This is a genomic window from Moorella sp. E308F (assembly GCF_006538365.1).
In the GTDB taxonomy this organism is placed as follows: domain Bacteria; phylum Bacillota; class DSM-521; order Neomoorellales; family Neomoorellaceae; genus Neomoorella.
On record NZ_BJKN01000001.1, the window covers coordinates 86,967 to 104,742 of the forward strand.

The window sequence follows — 17,776 nt, forward strand, 5'->3', positions numbered from 1 at the left end:
TAACATTAAAATCTAATCTTGTCCGGTTGGTGTAATTTTGATATAGAAGATCTACCTATACCTAATTAAAGCTTTCATCAATTTTTCTTAATAAAGCGCGAAAAAGCCCGGTCTTTCTGGACTTTTCGCGGGTCAGCATTGTATCAATATTGACGGGATAATATGATGAAAACAAGAGATTTAAACCTCTTTCTAAAATCACAGTAGACATGTTTCCGCGAACAATCACATAGACAAAAAAAGCAGGGCTTCCCGGCATCCTTACCACCCGCCGACACTCTTTCGGCAGATAGTAAAACACCGGAAAGCCCTGTATTTAAGCCGTTTTTCAAGCCTTTATCCGTTCTTTACATTTTGCATCAGAACCACGCACTCAACATGACGGGTGTGGGGAAACAAGTCCACCGGCTGCACCGGGCCCGGGGTGAAGCCGGCTTCTCGCAGGTAGGCCAGGTCCCGGGCTAAAGTTGCCGGGTTACAGGAAACGTAGACAACCCGCCCGGGTGCCATGGCCGCCACTGCCGCCAGTACCCGGCGGTCGCAGCCGGCCCGGGGCGGGTCCAGGATAACAACTTCCGGCCGGTAGCCTGCCCCGGCCAGGCGGGGTAATACTACCTCGGCGGCCCCGGCACGGAACCTCGTATTGGTAATGTTATTTAAAGCAGCATTGCGCCGGGCGTACGCAATGGCCTCCGCTACCACTTCTACCCCGGTAACCCTTCCCGCCTGCCGGCTCAACCACAAGGCAATGGCCCCGCTGCCGCAGTAGGCATCGAGGACCTCTTCGCCGCCCTGCAGGCTGGTAAAGGCTGCTGCCTGGTTGTAGAGGGTCTCAGCCTGGACGGTGTTAACCTGAAAGAAGGTAGTAGCAGAGATATGGAAGCGTAGTTCTCCCAGACGCTCCTCCAGGTAATCCCGGCCGTAGAGGATAGTTTCCTCAACCGCCTCCCTGCTGTTATTAAAAGGCAAGGCTACCACTCCCACCAGCTCCAGGAAGCGGCCGGCCAGTTTCACCGCTAACTCCTTGCCGCCCGGCCAGCCCGCCTCAACCTCCAGGGCTACCAGCAACTCCCCTGTAGCCCGGCCCTGGCGCAGGGTCACGTGCTTGAGGCCCGGAGCCAGCCCCGGTAGCAGCCGGGCCATCTCCCGGGCCAGTTCCAGGAGACCGGCAGGTAAGAGGGGGCAATGAGAAGAGGGTACTACTTCATGGCTTCCCGGCCGATAAAAGCCCAGCCGGCCTCTCGCCACATGGAGCCGTACCTTATTGCGGTAGCCCCAAGGATTGGCCATTCCCACAACCGGCAAGACCCGGATGTCCCGCAAACCTCCCAGGCGCTGCAAGGCTTCTACAACCAGACGCCGTTTCCACAGCAGCTGGGCCCGGTAGTCCAGGTGCTGCAGGTGGCAGCCGCCGCAATGGTGCGCCTCTGGACAGGGAGGCAACACCCGGTCCGGGGAGGCTTTTTCGATCTCCAGCAGCCGGGCCAGGGCATAATTCTTCTTCCTGGCTACCAGTTCTATTTTTACCCTTTCCCCCGGCAGGGCCCCTGGTACAAAAACAGCCAGGCCGTCCTGCAAGCGCCCCACGCCAGCCCCTTCATGGGTTAACCCGGTAATGTCAACCTTTTCCATATCTTCAAACCCACCGCAGGGTAAAATAAAGGAGGAGAATCATAATGGTATTCCAGGTAGCATGGGCAACGATGGGGGTGAGGATATTTCCTGTCCGCTCATAAAGGTAAGCCAGGCCCATGCCGCCGAGTGCAAGCGGCAAGAAACGCACCAGGTCCAGGTGCAGGAGGGCGAAGATCAGGCCGCTCCCCAGAAGGCCCCTGCCGAAGCCGTAGCGCGCTTTGAGGGCCGGGAAGAGAAACCCCCGGAAATAGAGTTCTTCCGTAACGGGAGCCAGAAAAGCACCGAGAAATAGCGGTATAGCCAGGTCACGGGGCTGCCGGGCGTTGATGACCAGTTCGGTAAAGGGCTGGGGGGCCTGGTCGGGTAAAAAGAACTGTAACAGACTGCCGACAATAACTACCAGTAAAAATAAAACCAGGCCGCCTCCCAGGCCTGAAGCTATGGCCCGGACCAAAGAAGCGGCTTTTAAACCCACAGCTTCCAATCCCAGGCCGTTTTTCTTGCGCACGAAATAATGCAGTCCCCCCAGGACGGCCGCTCCCTGGGCCAGGCCCACCAACAGGTAACGGTAGGCCAGGGGTAACCAGGAAGCAAAGAATCGGACCATTAACGCCGTACCATAACCTGCCGCCAGCATCCCCAGTAATACCAAAAGACACTGCCGTAAATTCCAGGGTATTTTCTCCGTTTCTCCTGTCATAAATTCCACCTCATTAAACCTTTAACTAAACAGGCCTTATGGCCTAAATATATAACAACCCCGGATGTTTGAAAAGCCTCTATAGAAATTATGCCAGCAACTGCCGCCTCCGGCCGAGGTATTTTTCTACGGCGCTCACAAAGGTGGCATGGGACCAGGTTAAAGGAGAAACCGACAGGGGTTCGCCGGTAAAGGGGTCCAGTTGCTCCGGGAGCATCCCCGCCGGCGTTGCCCGTTCTGCCGCCCAGGTAAGAATACCGCGAGCCGCGGCCAGGTCATTTAAATTTTGCGCCCGTAAAGCGTGCCACTCGGCCAGCCACAGGGTACAGATAAACCATGGGTTACCCGGGGCCACCTGGAGGTTATCGCTTTTACGGAAGTAGTAATCCCCGGTATAGCGGGCCACTCCTCCTATTTCCGTCTTGACCTGCAGTCCTTCCTCCACTGCCGCTATAGTCCTGGTCAGGCGCGGGTCAGCCAGGGGTACCGCTTCCAGCAGGGCCAGGGCCGCGAGGCTGGCATCCAGGGTAAAATCAGGCACCAGGCGGCCGTCATCTTCCCTGTAAACTCCCCGGATGAAACGCCCCAGATCCGGGGAATAGAGGTGTTCGCTAATCCCCCTCCCGACTTCCACCGCCGCCCGCCGGTAACGTTCTTCCCCGCCCGTGTCACCGGCCAGGCGCGCCATATCGGCAGCGGCAGTCAACCCGGCGTAGACGGCAGCCGCAGTAAAGGCAAAGATGCCGCGCCGCTCTTCCCAGAGGTCATAGCTCGGCAGGGGCAGGCCCAGGTCTGGATCGCGGTAATCCACCAGGAAATCGGCTGCCGGCCGTACCAGGGCCGGGTAGAGGTCGTGGATGAGACCCCAGTTCCGCCCCAGGCGGAAGGACTGGCCCAGGGCCCATAGGACCAGGGCTGTTTCATCTTCCTGGATGGGCAAAATGCGCTCACCCCGGTGCACCGGCGGTAACCAGCTGGATCCCAGGCTGCCGTCGGGATTGTATTTTTGATAAAAAAAGCCGTCCTGCTCCAGCACCCGGGAGCAATAATAAAAAAAGCTGGCCGTTAACTCGCCATAGCCGGCTTGGTCCAGGGCATTGGCTACCAGGGCCCCATCTCGGGGCCAGCAATAGCCGTAGTGATCCCGGGCTTCCGCCAGGATGTCGCTATCGGTAGCCGCCAGGATCGCCCCCCTAGTATCAATCTGGGTGCGCACGACCAGGAGGCTGCGGTGGTAGAGGGCAACTACCGCCGGGGGTAAATCGGCAAAGTCGCGTCCATTTTTATAGACCCAGCCCCGCCAGTAGGCCGCCGTGGCTGCCAGCAAGTTTTTTACCCCCTGGGACAGCACCCGGTTATTTAGCTCTCCGGCAACCGTAAAGTTCTCGGCAGCCACAATCCAGTAGGTAATCTCTCCCCTCTCTCCCGCGGCCAGCTGCAGGCGAAAGCTAAAGGTACTGTCTACCGAACCGTGGTGGATGGGATGGCCTTCCAGCCAGCCGTCCTCGGCATCCCGCCAGGTGCCCTCGGCACCGCGAAAACGCTTGTTACCGGTGGCATACTGGAAAAAAATATTGGCCCCGGCGCGGCCATTGATTAAAAGGTAGAGCCCCCTTTTATAATGAAGTAAAACCTTCTGGTCCGGCAGGTAAGTCACTGTATCACCGATGGGGGATTCATTTAAAGTAAAATCATGATAAAAAAACAGCCGCACTTCCCGGGAGCGACCGGCCATGTTGTGAACCGTGATTCGAGCCAGGTAAATATCTTCTTGAAAATGAACGGCGTTGTTGATAATTATTTCCAGTTCCATTCCATTATTCCTGGCCCGGCAATGGCCTACCAGGGTATCCGCTTCATACCCTACCTCCCGCTCCCACTCCCGGCTTCCCAGCCAGCTAAAATGGCCATCCACCCAGCAGCCCAGGCGATTCCTTTCCCCGCCGATGTGATTGGGCCAGCCAACATAAGGGTAATATAAGTCACGCATATTAAATTCAGCATCAAAATTAATCAACAAACGCCCGTTCCCCAGGGTCAGTTCTCGCGGCATGGTTCTCACCCCTTCACTTTCCTCATCTTAACGGCAATAAAGTAAAGGTAAGTGGATATACTAAGCGATGAGTTTAACGGTCCTTTAGCATTATTCCACCAGAGAGCGGGGATTATTGCATGATAACCTTTATTGCCCTGTTAATCATAGCCATCCTGGCCGGGGCGCTCTTCTGGTACCGGCGCCGGCAGGCCGCCCAACCGGCTGCCAAACCCTTGCCAGTCCCAGCACCGGCAGGCCGGGAGTTGCCGGCAAAATATGGTAAAGATGAAGTTGTCCTCATGGTCAAGGACCCCTACTGGCTCTATGCCTACTGGGAATTAAGCGATGCCAAAAAGGAGGAACTTAAGCGTCGCTTTGGCCCGGGTGCCTGGGAAAAGTCCCGTCCTTTACTCAGGGTTTACGACCTTACCAACCACCCCTATGATTTTCTCCAGGCACCCTTTTTTGAAATAGCCATTACGGACATGGCCGACAACTGGTATATCCACACCGGTAAACCCTCCAGCACCTTTTGCGTTGACCTGGGACGCTGGTTTCCGGAATATGGTTTTGTTACCATAGCCCGGTCCAATATCGTCACTACCCCGGCCGATAAACCCAGCAGCGTTATTGACCCCTTATGGCCGCCCCTGGAAGCCTGCTGGCAGGCGGTGGAACGTTACGGTAAAGCAAAAGGTTTCAGCTCTATCCAGCTGGTAAAAACACAAAAATAAGGGCGGGCCTCCTAGAAATAAGACCCGTCCCTATATCATTTACATAAAAGGCTTTCATGCAATTGGTCCGGACCAACTCCAGCCAGCAACAAGAAAGGAAGAAACTTATGCCCCGTGGTTATGTCGCCCTGGTATTACACGCTCATTTACCGTATGTCCGTGATACGGAAGACGAATTTTCCCTGGCCGAAAAATGGTTCCACGAAGCTGTCACCGAAACCTATATCCCCTTGATCCATGTCTGCCAGCGCCTGAATCGGGACCGGATACCCTATAAATTGACCCTCTCTTTAAGCCCCCCTTTGACTGCTATGATGGCCGATAACCTGGTCCAGGAGCATTACCGCCGTTACCTGGAACGCCTGCGGGAGCTGGCCGCCCGGGAGGTCTGGCGTACCAGGAACGATCCGCGCTTTCACCTGGTGGCCCGCATGTACCAGGACCTTTTTGAAAGCATCTACCGCACTTACCTGGCATACGGAGGCAACCTGATCAGTGCCTTCCGGGAACTCCAGGACAGCGGCAACGTGGAAATAATAACCTGCGCCGCCACCCACGGCTACCTGCCTTTAATCGGCCTGCAGCGAGAAGTAGTCCGTGCTCAGGTAGAAGTGGCAGTCAATAACCACCGCCGCCTCTTCGGCCGGCCGCCGATGGGCCTGTGGCTGCCCGAATGTGCCTATAACCCTGGAGATGACGCCATTTTAAGGGATTACGGCATTAAATACTTCTTCGTCGATGCCCACGGCCTCCTTTACGCCACACCGCGGCCCCGCTACAGCATTTTTGCCCCCGTCTACACCCCGGCAGGAGTTGCTGCCTTCGGCCGCGACCTGGAGTCTTCGGAGCAGGTGTGGAGTGCCCAGGAAGGCTACCCGGGGGACTTCGATTACCGGGAGTTTTACCGGGATATCGGCTATGACCTGGACTTTGAATATATTAAGCCCTATATCCATCCTTCCGGCCTGCGATTGGATACGGGTATGAAATACTACCGCATCACCGGTAAGTCCAACTATAAGGAGCCCTATGTACCGGAATGGGCTAGTTTCAAAGCCCACACCCACGCCGGCAACTTCCTGTTTAACAGGGAACACCAGATTAACTACCTGGCCGATTACATGGACCGGCCGCCCCTCATTGTCTGCCCCTATGACGCCGAGCTCTTCGGGCACTGGTGGTTCGAAGGACCCCAGTTCCTGGAATCGCTCTTCCGCCAGGTGGCGGGGCTCGCCCATCAACCCTTTACCTTTATCACGCCAAGCGAGTACCTGGAGCGTTTCCCCGTCAACCAGCCGGCCACGCCCTGCATGTCCAGCTGGGGGAATAACGGTTATAACGAGGTCTGGCTGGAGGGTTCCAACGACTGGATTTACCGCCATCTCCACCACGCTGCTGACGAGATGATCCGACTGTCCAACCAGCACCCGGAGGCCACGGGCCTGCTGCTGCGCGCCTTAAACCAGGCCGCCCGGGAACTCCTGGTGGCCCAGAGCAGTGACTGGGCCTTCATCATGAAAACCGGGACCATGGTAGATTACGCCGTCCAGCGGACGAAAAAACACCTGCTGAATTTCTGGGATCTCACCCGGTCAGTAAAAAATAACGACCTGGACCCTGAAAAGGTCCAGGCCCTGGAGGACGCTAATAATATCTTTCCGGATATAAACTATAGGGTTTTTGCCAGCAGATAAGGTCCTCCGGACTGTATCAGGGCAGATAACCAGCCAGGCTTAAGGGTACCAGGGCCGGCAATGCGAGTTGCAGTCGCCGCTCTACCTCCGGCCAGTTGACCAGCTGCCACCAGTCCTTAACATAATCGGCGCGCCGGTTCTGGTAGTCCAGGTAATAGGCGTGTTCCCAGACATCGAGGACCAGGATGGGAATGGCCCCCCACTGGGTCAAATCCTGGTGCTTTTCTGCCGTCAGGATTTCCAGGCGGCCCCAGGCCGGCTGCCAGGCCAGGATGGCCCAGCCGGAGCCCTCCACATCTACAGCCGCCCGGCTAAACTGTTCCTGGAAGGCAGCTTGGCTACCAAAATAGCTGTTTATTTTCTCCCGCAATAAACTCCCCGGCCCTCTCCCGCTCCAGGGAGCCATTACCGTCCAGTAGATGCTGTGCAGGATATGCCCGGACCCGTGAAAGGCCAGCTCCCGCTCCCAGTGCTTTACCAGGGCAAAGTCGCCCTTCTGCCGGGCCTCAACCAGTTTTAATTCCGCTTTGTTGAGCCCCTCAACATAGGCCAGATGGTGGCGGTCGTGGTGGAGGCGCAACTGCCTCTCGCTGATGACCGGTTCCAGGGCATCATAAGGATAAGGTAAAGGCGGCAACCGGTGCTCGCCGGGAGGCACGGGAGGAGATAACCAGAAGTTTTGTGCTTCTTCCATATTATATCCTCCCTGGAAGTTGTTTCTTTATAGCTTATGCGCCGTCCATAAAAAAGCTACTCCGCCAGCCGGAAATGGGGGCTGGCCCGGTGGGCCGCCTCTAAAGCCTCTTTAAACTCCTCTCGGGTAATCCGCCGGCTCAAAGGGCCGTAGCGATAGGCCTCGCAGGCCGGGTAATACTGGTTCATGACGTTGATATAGGCATGGGGTGAGATTTCCCGGGCGATAAACTCCATGACCTCCCCGGTTCCGGCCAGGCCCTCCGGTAGGACCAGGTGACGGATAATTAACCCTCGCCTTGCTATTCCCTCGTCATCCACCTGCAGGTCGCCCACCTGGCGCTGCATTTCTTTAATGGCTATCTTTGCCACCCGGGGATAATCCGGTACATGGGAAAGGCGTCTGCCAACCTCAGGATCGGCATACTTGAAGTCCGGCATGTAGATGTCTATGAGGCCGGCAATCTCCTCCAGGGTCGCCTTTTCTTCATAGCCGCCGCAGTTATAGACCAGAGGTAACCGCAAACCTTTTTCGGCGGCAATGGCCAGGGCGGCGATAATCTGGGGGACATAGTGGGACGGCGTTACCAGATTAATATTATGGCAGCCCCGGTCCTGCAACGATAGCATTATGCGGGCCAGCGTCTCCAGGGAAACCTTTTCGCCATGTTGACCGCGGCTGATATCGAAGTTCTGGCAAAAAACGCAGGCTAAGTTGCAGTGGCTGAAGAAAATGGTCCCGGAGCCACCTCGCCCTACCAGGGGTGGCTCCTCGCCAAAGTGGGGACCGTAGCCGCCGATTTCCACCTCCCAGCTCGCCCGGCAAAAGCCCAATTCCCCTTTTTGCCGGTTGACATGGCAATGGTGGGGACAAACAGTGCAATCTTTAAGGCGTTCCATGAGACCGGCAGCCAGGTCCTTTAGCCTGCCGCTCCTGGAGCTATCGATATACCCAGGATAATCAGTCATAAAGGTCCCCCTTGAAGTACTATTCTTTGCTTAGGGTAACCCGGGGCTTACTTTTTTAGCCCAACACACTCACCTGCCTGTGGCAGCGCTTTCAGCCATTTTACATATTCTTTTTGCTCGCTCACTATTTTGACAAGCCTTTCGTCAGCTGTCCAATATTCACAGGTTTCGCCCGTATTTTCGGTTACTATTTCCGCGACGGCCATGAAAACTGCATCATACAGCGTAGGCATATCAAAATGCTTACCGAGCTCCCAGGCCCGTCCCATCACCATATTGTCGTTCAGGTATTCGACCCCGGGAAACTGCTGGAACTCCGCCCATAAATCATCGGCATCCGGAGTGCTCAATTCTCCTCTCTTGCATTTTTGCCGCAAAACGCTTCCTACTTCGGCCCAGGCAAACGCAGGAAGGACAATTATTTTACGTTCTTCAATTATCCTTCGCATCAGCGCCGTGGCTTTATCGCTGTCTTCTTCCTCGACAAGCACTTTCATTAGAACGGAAGTATCCAGGCAGATATAGCTACTCATGCCTGCCCAACCTTTCCCGCAGTTCGCGGATCACTGCCACGGAATCTCCCCGGGCCTCTGTTTTCCTGGCAACCCTCGCCCTTAACCGGAGCATCCTGTCCAGGCTTTCTCTCCTGGCCTGGGATAAAATATCCACGGCATCGTATTTTCGCATCCTCTCAAACGTGTCTGCATCAACCAGATACGCGACAGGCTTTGACCGCTGGACAATGACCGCCGGAGCTTTTGTCCTGGCTATTTCTGCCAGGATCTCACGGATATTTCTCCTAACGTCTGTTACGTTTACTATATGCATTAGAATCACTCCTAAATGTGTTTTTAGGATCATTATATACTTGATGGCTAAAAATTACAAACTTGTACGGGAGGAATCGGGCAGTTTCTCCGCCACCTTCCCCGGCCCGGTATTCCCGGGGCGCATAGCCAATGGCCCCCCTGGTGATGGCGCTGCCATTCGTCGGGGAAACCGGCCACAGCATAGGCCGCCCGGCCATGGTCAAAAATAAGCTCGCTGCCGTCCAAAGAAGTACAGGAAGCCAGCAAGCAGCTGGCCGAACGCCGCACCAATCTCTATCTGTACATTAAAGATAAATTTGATATTATGGTTTTGGGTTTGCCCCGAACTTTTCACTATGGGCCGGGTATGGGAACCAATCCCATCATTTTGCCTCAAGCCATCAGCGCCAACCTGGCGCTAAATTTCGATGTTGGTAAATAAACACTTAAAACCAGGTTTTCCGGGAGGTCCTTATTTTGGTCAGTCTTTCCATGGCAATATTGATTTTTACCGGTTCAATTCTTGCCGGTATAGTGGGGGCCCTGCTGGGGCTGGGTGGCGGGATTATCATCATCCCTGTGCTGACCCTGCTCCTCAATATTGACATCCGCTATGCCATTGGCGCCAGCATCGTCTCCGTTATCGCTACTTCCAGCGGTGCGGCGGCGGCCTATATTCGTGACCGTATTACCAATATCCGCATCGGTATGTTCCTGGAAATGGCCACTACCACCGGGGCTATTACCGGAGCTTATTTAGGCGGTCTAATTAGCCCCCACTACCTTTATATCATTTTTGCCGTTGTCCTGGGCTATTCTACCCTGGCCATGTTTAAACGGCGCAACCTTGAGCTTCCGGAAGGAGTCGTCGCCCATCCCCTGGCGAAAAAATTGAAATTAGAGGGAAGTTACTACGACCAGGTCCTGAACCGGCAGGTAGAATACACATCAACAGGGGTTTACGAGGGTTTTGGCATTATGTACGGGGCTGGCGTTATTTCCGGCCTGCTGGGTATTGGCAATGGGATCTTTAAAGTCATGGCTATGGACATGTTCATGAAATTGCCCATGAAGGTGTCTACCGCTACCAGCAATTTCATGATTGGTGTCACCGCGGCCGCCAGTGCCGGTATATATTTCGCCCGGGGTGATATCCACCCCGCCATTGCCGCTCCCGTAGCCCTGGGCGTCGTTATCGGAGCCACCCTGGGCACCCGCCTCATGGTTCGCCTGCGCAACACTACCTTAAGAAAGATCTTTGTGCCGGTATTGCTTTATATTTCCCTGCAGATGCTCTTGAAAGGCCTAAAAGGGTGAAGGTTGGTTCTTGATAAGTATTAAATTTAAGTAAGGTGAATGATATGGAAAATAACTTGCCAAAAGATACTCCTCAAGAATCCCATGCCATCGTTGTGGAAGATTTCATCAGCCAGTCTTTACGCTGGGGAGTAGTTATCAGCGCCATAATAATTGCTGTCGGTCTGGTACTTTATTTACTCACCGGCGACAGCGGCTACCCGGCCGGTTTCTTCCCCACCAGCCCCCTCCAGGTGCTCAGGGATGTGGTGCATTTTAAGTCCTTTGCCATTATTGACCTGGGGCTTTTACTGCTCATCGCCACTCCCATTTTCCGCGTCGCCGCATCGATTATCGCCTTTATCTCTGATCGCGACCGCCCTTATGTACTGATTACTACTTATGTGTTAGCTATGTTAATTTTAAGCTTGTTGTTGGGAAGGGCAGAATGACAGCGAAAACTATTGACATACTCCTCCATATTCTGGTGGTGGCCCTGGTCCTTGTCCTGCTTTACCGCGGCTATTATCCTGGACCTGCCCGGTCGCAGCGGCCGGAACCACGGTAGCCGACCTCTTGAAAATGTTTGAACCGGCCGGCGGCAGCGCCTTTGCCGACGATAGGGTACTGCTAACAGGTAGCTGATGCTGACAATTCCGGGTTAAGCGGGGCTAGTTTTTGGGAATAAAAGGATTTCCATTGCCCGCCTGGAAAAATAATGGTATGATTTAGCCAAAGGGGGGAGCCACCATGCCAGAGGAAGCCAGAAAAGAAATAGCGGCCGGAACAGATGAGCAAGGGTTATTTCCTCGTGGTTTCGACCTGTTTGGCTATATCATCCAGCAGCTGACTAACATGGACGCTCGTTATGAAGCGCGCTTTGACCGGATTGAAACGAGGATCGATAAACTTGACACCCGGATTGATAAACTTGACAGTAAAATTGATACCCAGATAAATGCTTTGCGCCAGGAAATGCAGGAAAATGATGCCCGGTTACAGCAGGAAATTGCGATATTACGGCAGGAAATCAAGTCAGGGCAACAGGAAATACGTAGCATCCATAGATGGTCTATCGCCAGTATAGTAACTACTATTGTTGGTCTGGGGGGGGTTATCGCTTCCCTACTGGCCATCCTGGCCTGGCTACCTTAATCAATCCAGGAGTAGATACTATTGGTATAAAAAGAGAGTTCCTTATTAAATACTTTAAACAGCTAACGCCCGAACAAAAGATGAAGATGGTGCCACAACTGGGGCGGTATGCGGAGAGGCTAAAGCTGGGAATAAAGAGGGCCAGGAAAAATGGGCGACCCGATAATTAAGGTTAGCGCTATACTGGAAAAAATAGATATGCCCTACTGCCTTATTGGTGGCTATGCTGTTGCTGCCTATGGAGCACCCAGATATACCGCTGAGGTTAATTTTTTGGTATCCCGCTTAAAAGATTATTGTGGGCATCTCCAAGCTAATTTACAAGAAGAAAATCTTCCTTTCGAGTTCTCCAGGGCCGACCTGTTAGATCCAGTTATAATAAACAGCCTTTATTCCACAATCACCTCGCCCCTCGGACGCGGCCGGTTACGGTCCAGTTCCACGCGGGGGCGCATCGCCGAAGACCCGTCTGACTCTAGCAGAGTCAGGCTAAGGGGAGCAATTTTAAGGTATTAACCCAGCATATGGGCAAAACGTGCCTGGGGCGCCAGGTATTCGCGCAAGGGTCTGGGATTGGGAATCTCTTTTACCGTAAGCTCTCCATTTACGTATTCGGCCAGGGGCCACTGGCCCGTCTGGACGGCCAGGCGGGCTAGCTTCACCGTCAGGTCGCTGCGGTAGCCCCAGCCCGGTGGGCAGGGGGAAAGAACCTGAATGTATGCCGGGCCTTCCACCTGCATGGCCTTTTGCACCTTGGTCAGGTAATCCTGGGGGTAGCCGATGCTGGCTGTTGCCGCATAGGGGACACCGTGGGCCGCTACAATACGCAACATATCCTTTTTGGGCCTTTCTTCGCCCCGGCCCACGCTGCCCACCGGCGTCGTCGTGGTCCGCGCCCCTAAAGGTGTGGCCCCGCTCCGCTGTACCCCGGTATTCATGTAGGCTTCGTTGTCATAGCAGATGAAGATAAAATTGTCGCCCCGCTCCAGGGCGCCGGATAAAGCCTGGAGCCCGATGTCGACGGTACCGCCGTCGCCGGCCAGGCCCACGACTTTGACCCCTTTCTTCCCCCGGCGCCTCAAACCGGCCACCACTCCGGAAACGGCCGCCGCTGTGCTGGGGAAGGTGACATTGACGCAGGGAACTTTGAAGGCCAGCTGGGGATAAAATGTGGTTACCCCCAGCAGGCAGCTCGGTGTGGTGACGATGACCGTTTCCGGCCCCAAGACCTTCAGGGCCAGACGGACGGCGAGTATCCCGCCGCAGCCGGCGCAGGCGTAAGAACCCTGCACCAGTTCTGCATCAGGTAATTCTTTTATTTTAACCATTGGTACCTACCTCCAGGCTTTTACTTCTGCCAGCCGCCACTAACAACCTGTTCTTCACCCCTGTCCTGGCGCCGTACCGCCTCCAGGCAATGGCGGAAAATACCTGCCAGTTCCTCCTGGCTGATATCGCGGCCGCCCAGGCCGCCGATGAAGCCAGCCACCTGCGGCTGTGCCGGTAGATCAGCCAGGGCCGCCTTTACTTCCGTGGCCAGCACCCCTTCATAACCGAAAGAGCAGTCGCGGTCCAGAACGGCCACCACCCTGGCTCTGGCGAGGGCCGCCTGGAGGTCTTCCACCGGGAAAGGCCGGAAACTCCGCAGGCGCAAGAGGCCTACCGCTTCGCCCTGCCGGCGTAAACAGTCCACCACTTCCCGGGCCGTTCCGGCGGTGGCGCCCATGACGACCAGCACCACCTCAGCGTCATTACAGCAATAAGGGTCCACCAGGCCGCCGTAGCTGCGCTGGAAGTGGGCCTGAAACTCCCGGTCTACTTCTTTAATAACCTCTTTCGCTTTCAGCATGGCCTGCTGCTGGAAATACTTAAAGGCAGGATACAGGTCCGGCCCCGCGCCAACGCCAAAGACATAGGGCCGCTGCGTGTCCACGCTATACTCCGGCCGGTATGGCGGCAGGAAGCGGTCCACGGCCTCCTGGTCCGGTAAGTCCACAATTTCTTCCGTATGGGACAGGACATAGCCGTCCAGGCAGACCATAACCGGCGTCAGCACCTCCGGATGGGCCGCAATTTTATAGGCCTGCAGGCAGGTGTCCAGGGCTTCCTGGGCCGTTTCCACGTAGAGCTGGATCCAGCCCGTATCGCGGCAGGCAATGGCGTCCTGGTGATCGGCCCAGATGGTCCAGGGAGCCGCCAGGCCGCGGTTGGCCACAGCCATGACCATGGGTACGCGGCAGCCGCTGACATAATGGAGCATTTCAAACATGTAGGCCAGCCCCTGGGAAGAGGTGGCCGTAAAGACCCGCGTTCCCGTAACCGCCGCCCCGTAGCAGGCCGCCAGGGCGGCATGTTCGGATTCTACCCTTATATAGTCCGCTTCCATGGAACCGCCGGCTATGTATTCTGCTATTTTCTCCACAATGGTCGACTGGGGAGTAATGGGATAGGCGGCCACCACTTCCGTCCGGGCGAGCTTCACGGCCGCCGCTACCGCCTCGTTACCGTTCAGATAAGCGCGCATCGTTACTACCTTCTTCCACCAGGGCCAGGGCTTCCCGCGGGCACTCGGCCACACAGATGCCACAACCCTTGCAAAAATCTAGATTAAGGCTAACTATCCTTTCGCCCCTGGTAAAGCAGCCTTCCGGGCAAAAGAGCCAGCAGGTGAGGCAATTATTACAGCGTTCGGGATTTAGAACCGGCCGCACCAATCGCCAGGAACCGGTAGTCGTACTCAATAAGGGTGTTGCCAGGTTGGGCCCCTTCCTTAAATCACCTTCAGTCAGCACTCACTAACGCCTCCCTCTTAACCCGGCTGCCACTGGCTATTGCCTCCTTACCGCCGAGAACCTTTGCCAGGTCATAGGCCTGCCGGGCCACGGCAATGTTTTGGGCAGCCAGCCCTTGTGGCAGGACGGCAGCGATGGCTTTTTCTACCGCCTCCAGGGAGAGGAGGCCGGTCGCCCCGGCCAGGGCTGCCACCATGGTTGTATTGACTATTGGAACGCCCAGGACCTCCCGGGCCAGGCGGGTGGCGTCAAGGTAATAGACCCGGGCGCGGTCCAACGCCCGTACAGCCGCCTTCTCCCGGTCGGCATTGATGAGGACCGTCCCCCCGGTTGCCAGACCGGCAAAGACATCAGTGCACTCCAGCAAGGTGGCATCCAGTACCACCACATAATCAGGGTTATAGATCTGGCTGCGGTCGCGAATAGGCCGGTCATCCAGGCGGGTAAAGGCCGTCACCGGCGCTCCCCGCCGTTCCGTGCCAAAGGAAGGAAAAGACTGGGCATACCAGTCCCCATAGACGGCTGCCGCCAGGCCAAAGATGCGCGCCGCAGTAACGGCGCCCTGGCCGCCACGACCATGCCAGCGAATCTGTAACATTTTTCTACCCCCTACCTTTATATTCTACCACCAGGTAATATCAGTAGCAAGTAATATTTGTCAATAAAAAAGACCACCTTGGTCAGGTGGCCCTTACTCCCAATCCTTCTCCCGGGCGATTAATTCCCTTAAGCGCTGCTCATAAAAACCGGCCAGCTCTTCAGCCATCTCCTGGGAAAAAGCTTCGCTGTAAATGCGGTAATGGGGTGTTTCCCCGTCGGGGAATACCAGGGACCAGCCATCTTTATGGCGTATCTGGACTCCGTCCAGCAGTTCCACCCTTTCGGCCGGTTCCTCGCTGATCAAGGTCCGCATAACCCGGCCCTTGGCTTCCCATGGGCAGGGTACGGTCCGGGTGACGGTATGGATGGCGGGCAGGCCGGCCACCGCTTCAGCCAGGCTCTCATCCCGCCGGGCCAGCCAGTCCAGGATATAAAGGAGGGCTCCCAGGGCATCCAGTTGCAGGTGCTGCTGCGCCAGGGCGGCTTCTCCATCCACCCGGGCCATGGCTTCCTGGTGGATACCGGGATGGCTCTTCACCCGCTCTATCATTCCCCCCATGTACCCGGCCACCAGTTCCGCTGCCTTGGAAGCTGTCACCGGCAGGACCAGTATTGCCCCCCGGTTTGCCTCCAGGTAGACCCGGGCCAGAAGGGCCTGCTGCTGGGAGGGTGTTAACCGGCGGCCCTCGCCGGTAAAAAGGATTAATTCCTCACCATTCTGGTCAATGGCTGCTCCCAGGACTGCTCCATAGCGCTCGATTTCTGAAGCGAAAAAGGGTATATCCTCCTGTATGGCCCCCCAGCTCTTGGCAGGATCGAAATCCAGCCGGACCACTTCGGCCCCGGCCCGCTGTAAAACTTCACTGGCCAGGGCGGCTATTTCTCCCTGGCACCCCAGGGCTATCCGTACCGGCCTACTTTTTATCCCTTCGTCCCCCAGGGTCGACAATAACCAATCACGGTAAGTTTCCTTCAGGGCCGGGAAATAGGTAGTGGCCTGTACCTCTTTCACCTGGCGGCCGTCTTCCCGCCAGTACAAGTTTTCAATTTTACGCACCGCTCCGGGGGCTAAATCGTGACCGCGCTCATTGACCAGGTGCAACCAGATCTTATCCCGGTTGGTAGCATCCTGTTTAAGATGACAGCCACCGGCCAGCCTTAAAGTACGGACGGCAAAACGATGGACCGGGGTTGGTAACCGGCCCAGGTCGGCCACCTTGACCCCAGCAGCCATCAGGCCGGCGGCCATAGCCTTGAAGAGCATTTCCCCGGCTCCGCCGGCAAAGGTGCTCAGGCCCACCAGGGCTCCCGGTTTAAAACTGGCACCATAGGCCAGCCCCATGCGGGTAACCTGGAAAGGAGTTAAATCTCCTTTTAAATAGCCCGGTGCCTGGCTGCCAACAAAGAGGGGCCGGCCCGTTCCCTGGCCCCAGATGAGGCTTTCATGCACCACCGTCTCCCGGCTTAAAATTTTCTCAGGCCAGATCTTTACCTCCGGCCGCACCTCGGCTCCGGTGTCTACCCGGCTGCCGTCGCCGATAACCGCGCCTTCATAAATCCGCACCTGCCGCTGCAGGCTGGCCCGGCTGCAGACCACTGCCCCCCTTAAGCCTGCCCCTTGCCCGACATACACATTATCCCATAGGGTCGACCGCTTGACGCTGGCCCCTTCTTCCACCCGGGTGTATGGCCCCAGGACGGTAAAAGGCCCGACCGCAGCCCCGGGGCCGATACGGCAATAGCTGCCTATCAGAACCGGACCTTCAATCCTGGCCGTGGGATCAATCTCCACCTCTGCGCCGGCCACCACACCCTTACCCCGGTCTTCACCCACCACCCGGACTTTAACTTTACCGCTCAAGATATCCTCCTGGGCCTGCCTGTATTGCGTCAAATTACCAATATCGCACCAGTAGCCGGAGAGGGTCACCCCAAAAAGGGGCCGTTTTTCCTTTAGCAGCCGGGGGAAAAGATCTTTGCTGAAATCAAAGGATTGCCCCTCCGGCACCAGTTCCAGGACCTCAGGCTCCAGGATATAGATCCCGGTATTGACCCGGTCGCTGAAAACCTCGCCCCAGCTGGGCTTTTCCAGGAAGGAGCGGATACTGCCGTCCGGATTGGTAATCACCACCCCGTACTCCAGGGGGTTGTCAACTGTCGCCAGCACCAGGGTGGCCAGGGCGCCGCTTTCCTTGTGCCGGGCAATAGCGGGCCGCAGGTCAAAATCCGTCAGGGCGTCACCGCTTACCACCACAAAGGTTTCATCTAAAAAGGAAGCCGCGTTTTTAACGCTGCCGGCGGTACCCAGGGGCTTATCCTCTACAAAATAATGAAGGTGCAGGCCAAAGTCACTACCGTCACCGAAGTATTCCTGGATCAATGCCGGCAGGTACTGCAGGGTCACCCCTACTTCTTTGATACCCAGGTCACGTAACAGGTCTAGGCAGTATTCCATTACCGGCCGGTTGGCCACCGGCACCAGGGGTTTGGGCCGCTTGCAGGTCAGGGGCCTGAGCCTCGACCCCTCCCCGCCGGCCATGATAATCGCTTTCATATCTAACCTCCTGCAAGATCCAGATTAGCACTTTTTAGCATTTTACCCCTTCTCCCCGTAAAAAATTCCCGGCAGCCTTTTTCCAGATGTGCTATTGCAAAGCTGGTAAG

General features: G+C 56.1%; 18 protein-coding genes. 5 read left to right on the top strand and 13 right to left on the bottom strand.

Annotation, left to right across the window (positions count from 1 at the left end):
• Window positions 1-61: 61 nt before the first annotated feature.
• From E308F_RS00460 to E308F_RS00475, 4 genes are all read right to left on the bottom strand, one after another.
• Window positions 62-301, bottom strand: a complete 240-nt coding sequence (locus E308F_RS00460) for a hypothetical protein (protein WP_141262735.1) — start codon at window positions 299-301, stop codon at window positions 62-64.
• 35 nt (window positions 302-336) lie between these two features.
• Complete coding sequence (gene rlmD, locus E308F_RS00465; protein WP_141262736.1) at window positions 337-1,632, bottom strand: 23S rRNA (uracil(1939)-C(5))-methyltransferase RlmD; 1,296 nt, start codon at window positions 1,630-1,632, stop codon at window positions 337-339.
• 4 nt (window positions 1,633-1,636) lie between these two features.
• Window positions 1,637-2,335 carry a CPBP family intramembrane glutamic endopeptidase gene (locus E308F_RS00470; protein WP_141262737.1) on the bottom strand — a complete coding sequence of 233 codons (699 nt, stop codon included), beginning with the start codon at window positions 2,333-2,335 and terminating at the stop codon, window positions 1,637-1,639.
• Between the two features lie 88 nt (window positions 2,336-2,423).
• Window positions 2,424-4,388, bottom strand: a complete 1,965-nt coding sequence (locus E308F_RS00475) for a glycoside hydrolase family 15 protein (RefSeq protein ID WP_141262738.1) — start codon at window positions 4,386-4,388, stop codon at window positions 2,424-2,426.
• Between the two features lie 119 nt (window positions 4,389-4,507).
• Here E308F_RS00475 and E308F_RS00480 point away from each other — a divergent pair, with 119 nt between their 5' ends.
• The gene (locus tag E308F_RS00480; RefSeq protein ID WP_172613788.1) at window positions 4,508-5,104 is read left to right on the top strand and encodes a DUF4912 domain-containing protein; all 597 of its coding nucleotides are present in this window, start codon (window positions 4,508-4,510) and stop codon (window positions 5,102-5,104) included.
• A gap of 107 nt (window positions 5,105-5,211) precedes the next feature.
• Window positions 5,212-6,798, top strand: coding sequence for a glycoside hydrolase family 57 protein (locus E308F_RS00485; RefSeq protein ID WP_141262739.1), 1,587 nt, complete (start codon window positions 5,212-5,214; stop codon window positions 6,796-6,798).
• 16 nt (window positions 6,799-6,814) lie between these two features.
• On the opposite strand, the gene E308F_RS00490 is transcribed toward E308F_RS00485, so the two are convergent.
• From E308F_RS00490 to E308F_RS00505, 4 genes are read right to left on the bottom strand one after another with little or no spacing between them, the layout of a single operon-like run.
• Window positions 6,815-7,492, bottom strand: coding sequence for a superoxide dismutase (locus E308F_RS00490; protein WP_141262740.1), 678 nt, complete (start codon window positions 7,490-7,492; stop codon window positions 6,815-6,817).
• Window positions 7,493-7,548: 56 nt separating this feature from the next.
• Window positions 7,549-8,460 (bottom strand): radical SAM protein, encoded by a 912-nt coding sequence (locus E308F_RS00495; RefSeq protein WP_141262741.1) that lies wholly within the window; start codon window positions 8,458-8,460, stop codon window positions 7,549-7,551.
• 47 nt (window positions 8,461-8,507) lie between these two features.
• Window positions 8,508-8,993 (bottom strand): type II toxin-antitoxin system VapC family toxin, encoded by a 486-nt coding sequence (locus E308F_RS00500; protein WP_141262742.1) that lies wholly within the window; start codon window positions 8,991-8,993, stop codon window positions 8,508-8,510.
• On the bottom strand, window positions 8,986-9,288 hold the full coding sequence (locus E308F_RS00505; RefSeq protein ID WP_141262743.1) for a type II toxin-antitoxin system Phd/YefM family antitoxin: 303 nt from the start codon (window positions 9,286-9,288) through the stop codon (window positions 8,986-8,988). The genes E308F_RS00500 and E308F_RS00505 overlap by 8 nt, the downstream gene beginning before the upstream one ends.
• Window positions 9,289-9,761: 473 nt before the next feature.
• On the opposite strand from E308F_RS00505, the gene E308F_RS00510 reads away from it, so the two are divergent.
• The 3 genes from E308F_RS00510 to E308F_RS00525 all read left to right on the top strand — a co-directional run bounded on the left by E308F_RS00510 (window position 9,762) and on the right by E308F_RS00525 (window position 11,720).
• Window positions 9,762-10,586 carry a sulfite exporter TauE/SafE family protein gene (locus tag E308F_RS00510; protein WP_141264047.1) on the top strand — a complete coding sequence of 275 codons (825 nt, stop codon included), beginning with the start codon at window positions 9,762-9,764 and terminating at the stop codon, window positions 10,584-10,586.
• Between the two features lie 44 nt (window positions 10,587-10,630).
• A complete protein-coding gene (locus E308F_RS00515) occupies window positions 10,631-11,017 on the top strand; it encodes a DUF1634 domain-containing protein (RefSeq protein WP_141262744.1) in 387 nt (128 codons plus the stop codon).
• 298 nt (window positions 11,018-11,315) lie between these two features.
• Window positions 11,316-11,720, top strand: coding sequence for a hypothetical protein (locus E308F_RS00525; RefSeq protein WP_141262745.1), 405 nt, complete (start codon window positions 11,316-11,318; stop codon window positions 11,718-11,720).
• 512 nt (window positions 11,721-12,232) lie between these two features.
• On the opposite strand, the gene E308F_RS00530 is transcribed toward E308F_RS00525, so the two are convergent.
• The 5 genes from E308F_RS00530 to E308F_RS00550 form a co-directional block, all read right to left on the bottom strand.
• Window positions 12,233-13,048 (bottom strand): thiamine pyrophosphate-dependent enzyme, encoded by an 816-nt coding sequence (locus tag E308F_RS00530; RefSeq protein ID WP_141262746.1) that lies wholly within the window; start codon window positions 13,046-13,048, stop codon window positions 12,233-12,235.
• A gap of 20 nt (window positions 13,049-13,068) precedes the next feature.
• Window positions 13,069-14,244, bottom strand: coding sequence for a pyruvate ferredoxin oxidoreductase (gene porA, locus E308F_RS00535; protein WP_141262747.1), 1,176 nt, complete (start codon window positions 14,242-14,244; stop codon window positions 13,069-13,071).
• Entirely contained in the window at window positions 14,222-14,512 is a 291-nt protein-coding gene (locus tag E308F_RS00540; RefSeq protein ID WP_141262748.1) for a 4Fe-4S binding protein, read from the bottom strand. The genes porA and E308F_RS00540 overlap by 23 nt, the downstream gene beginning before the upstream one ends.
• A complete protein-coding gene (locus tag E308F_RS00545; RefSeq protein ID WP_141262749.1) occupies window positions 14,502-15,110 on the bottom strand; it encodes a 2-oxoacid:acceptor oxidoreductase family protein in 609 nt (202 codons plus the stop codon). Before E308F_RS00545 ends, E308F_RS00540 begins: the two co-directional genes overlap by 11 nt.
• 93 nt (window positions 15,111-15,203) lie before the next feature.
• Window positions 15,204-17,666 carry a sugar phosphate nucleotidyltransferase gene (locus E308F_RS00550; protein WP_141262750.1) on the bottom strand — a complete coding sequence of 821 codons (2,463 nt, stop codon included), beginning with the start codon at window positions 17,664-17,666 and terminating at the stop codon, window positions 15,204-15,206.
• Between the last annotated feature and the right edge of the window lie 110 nt (window positions 17,667-17,776).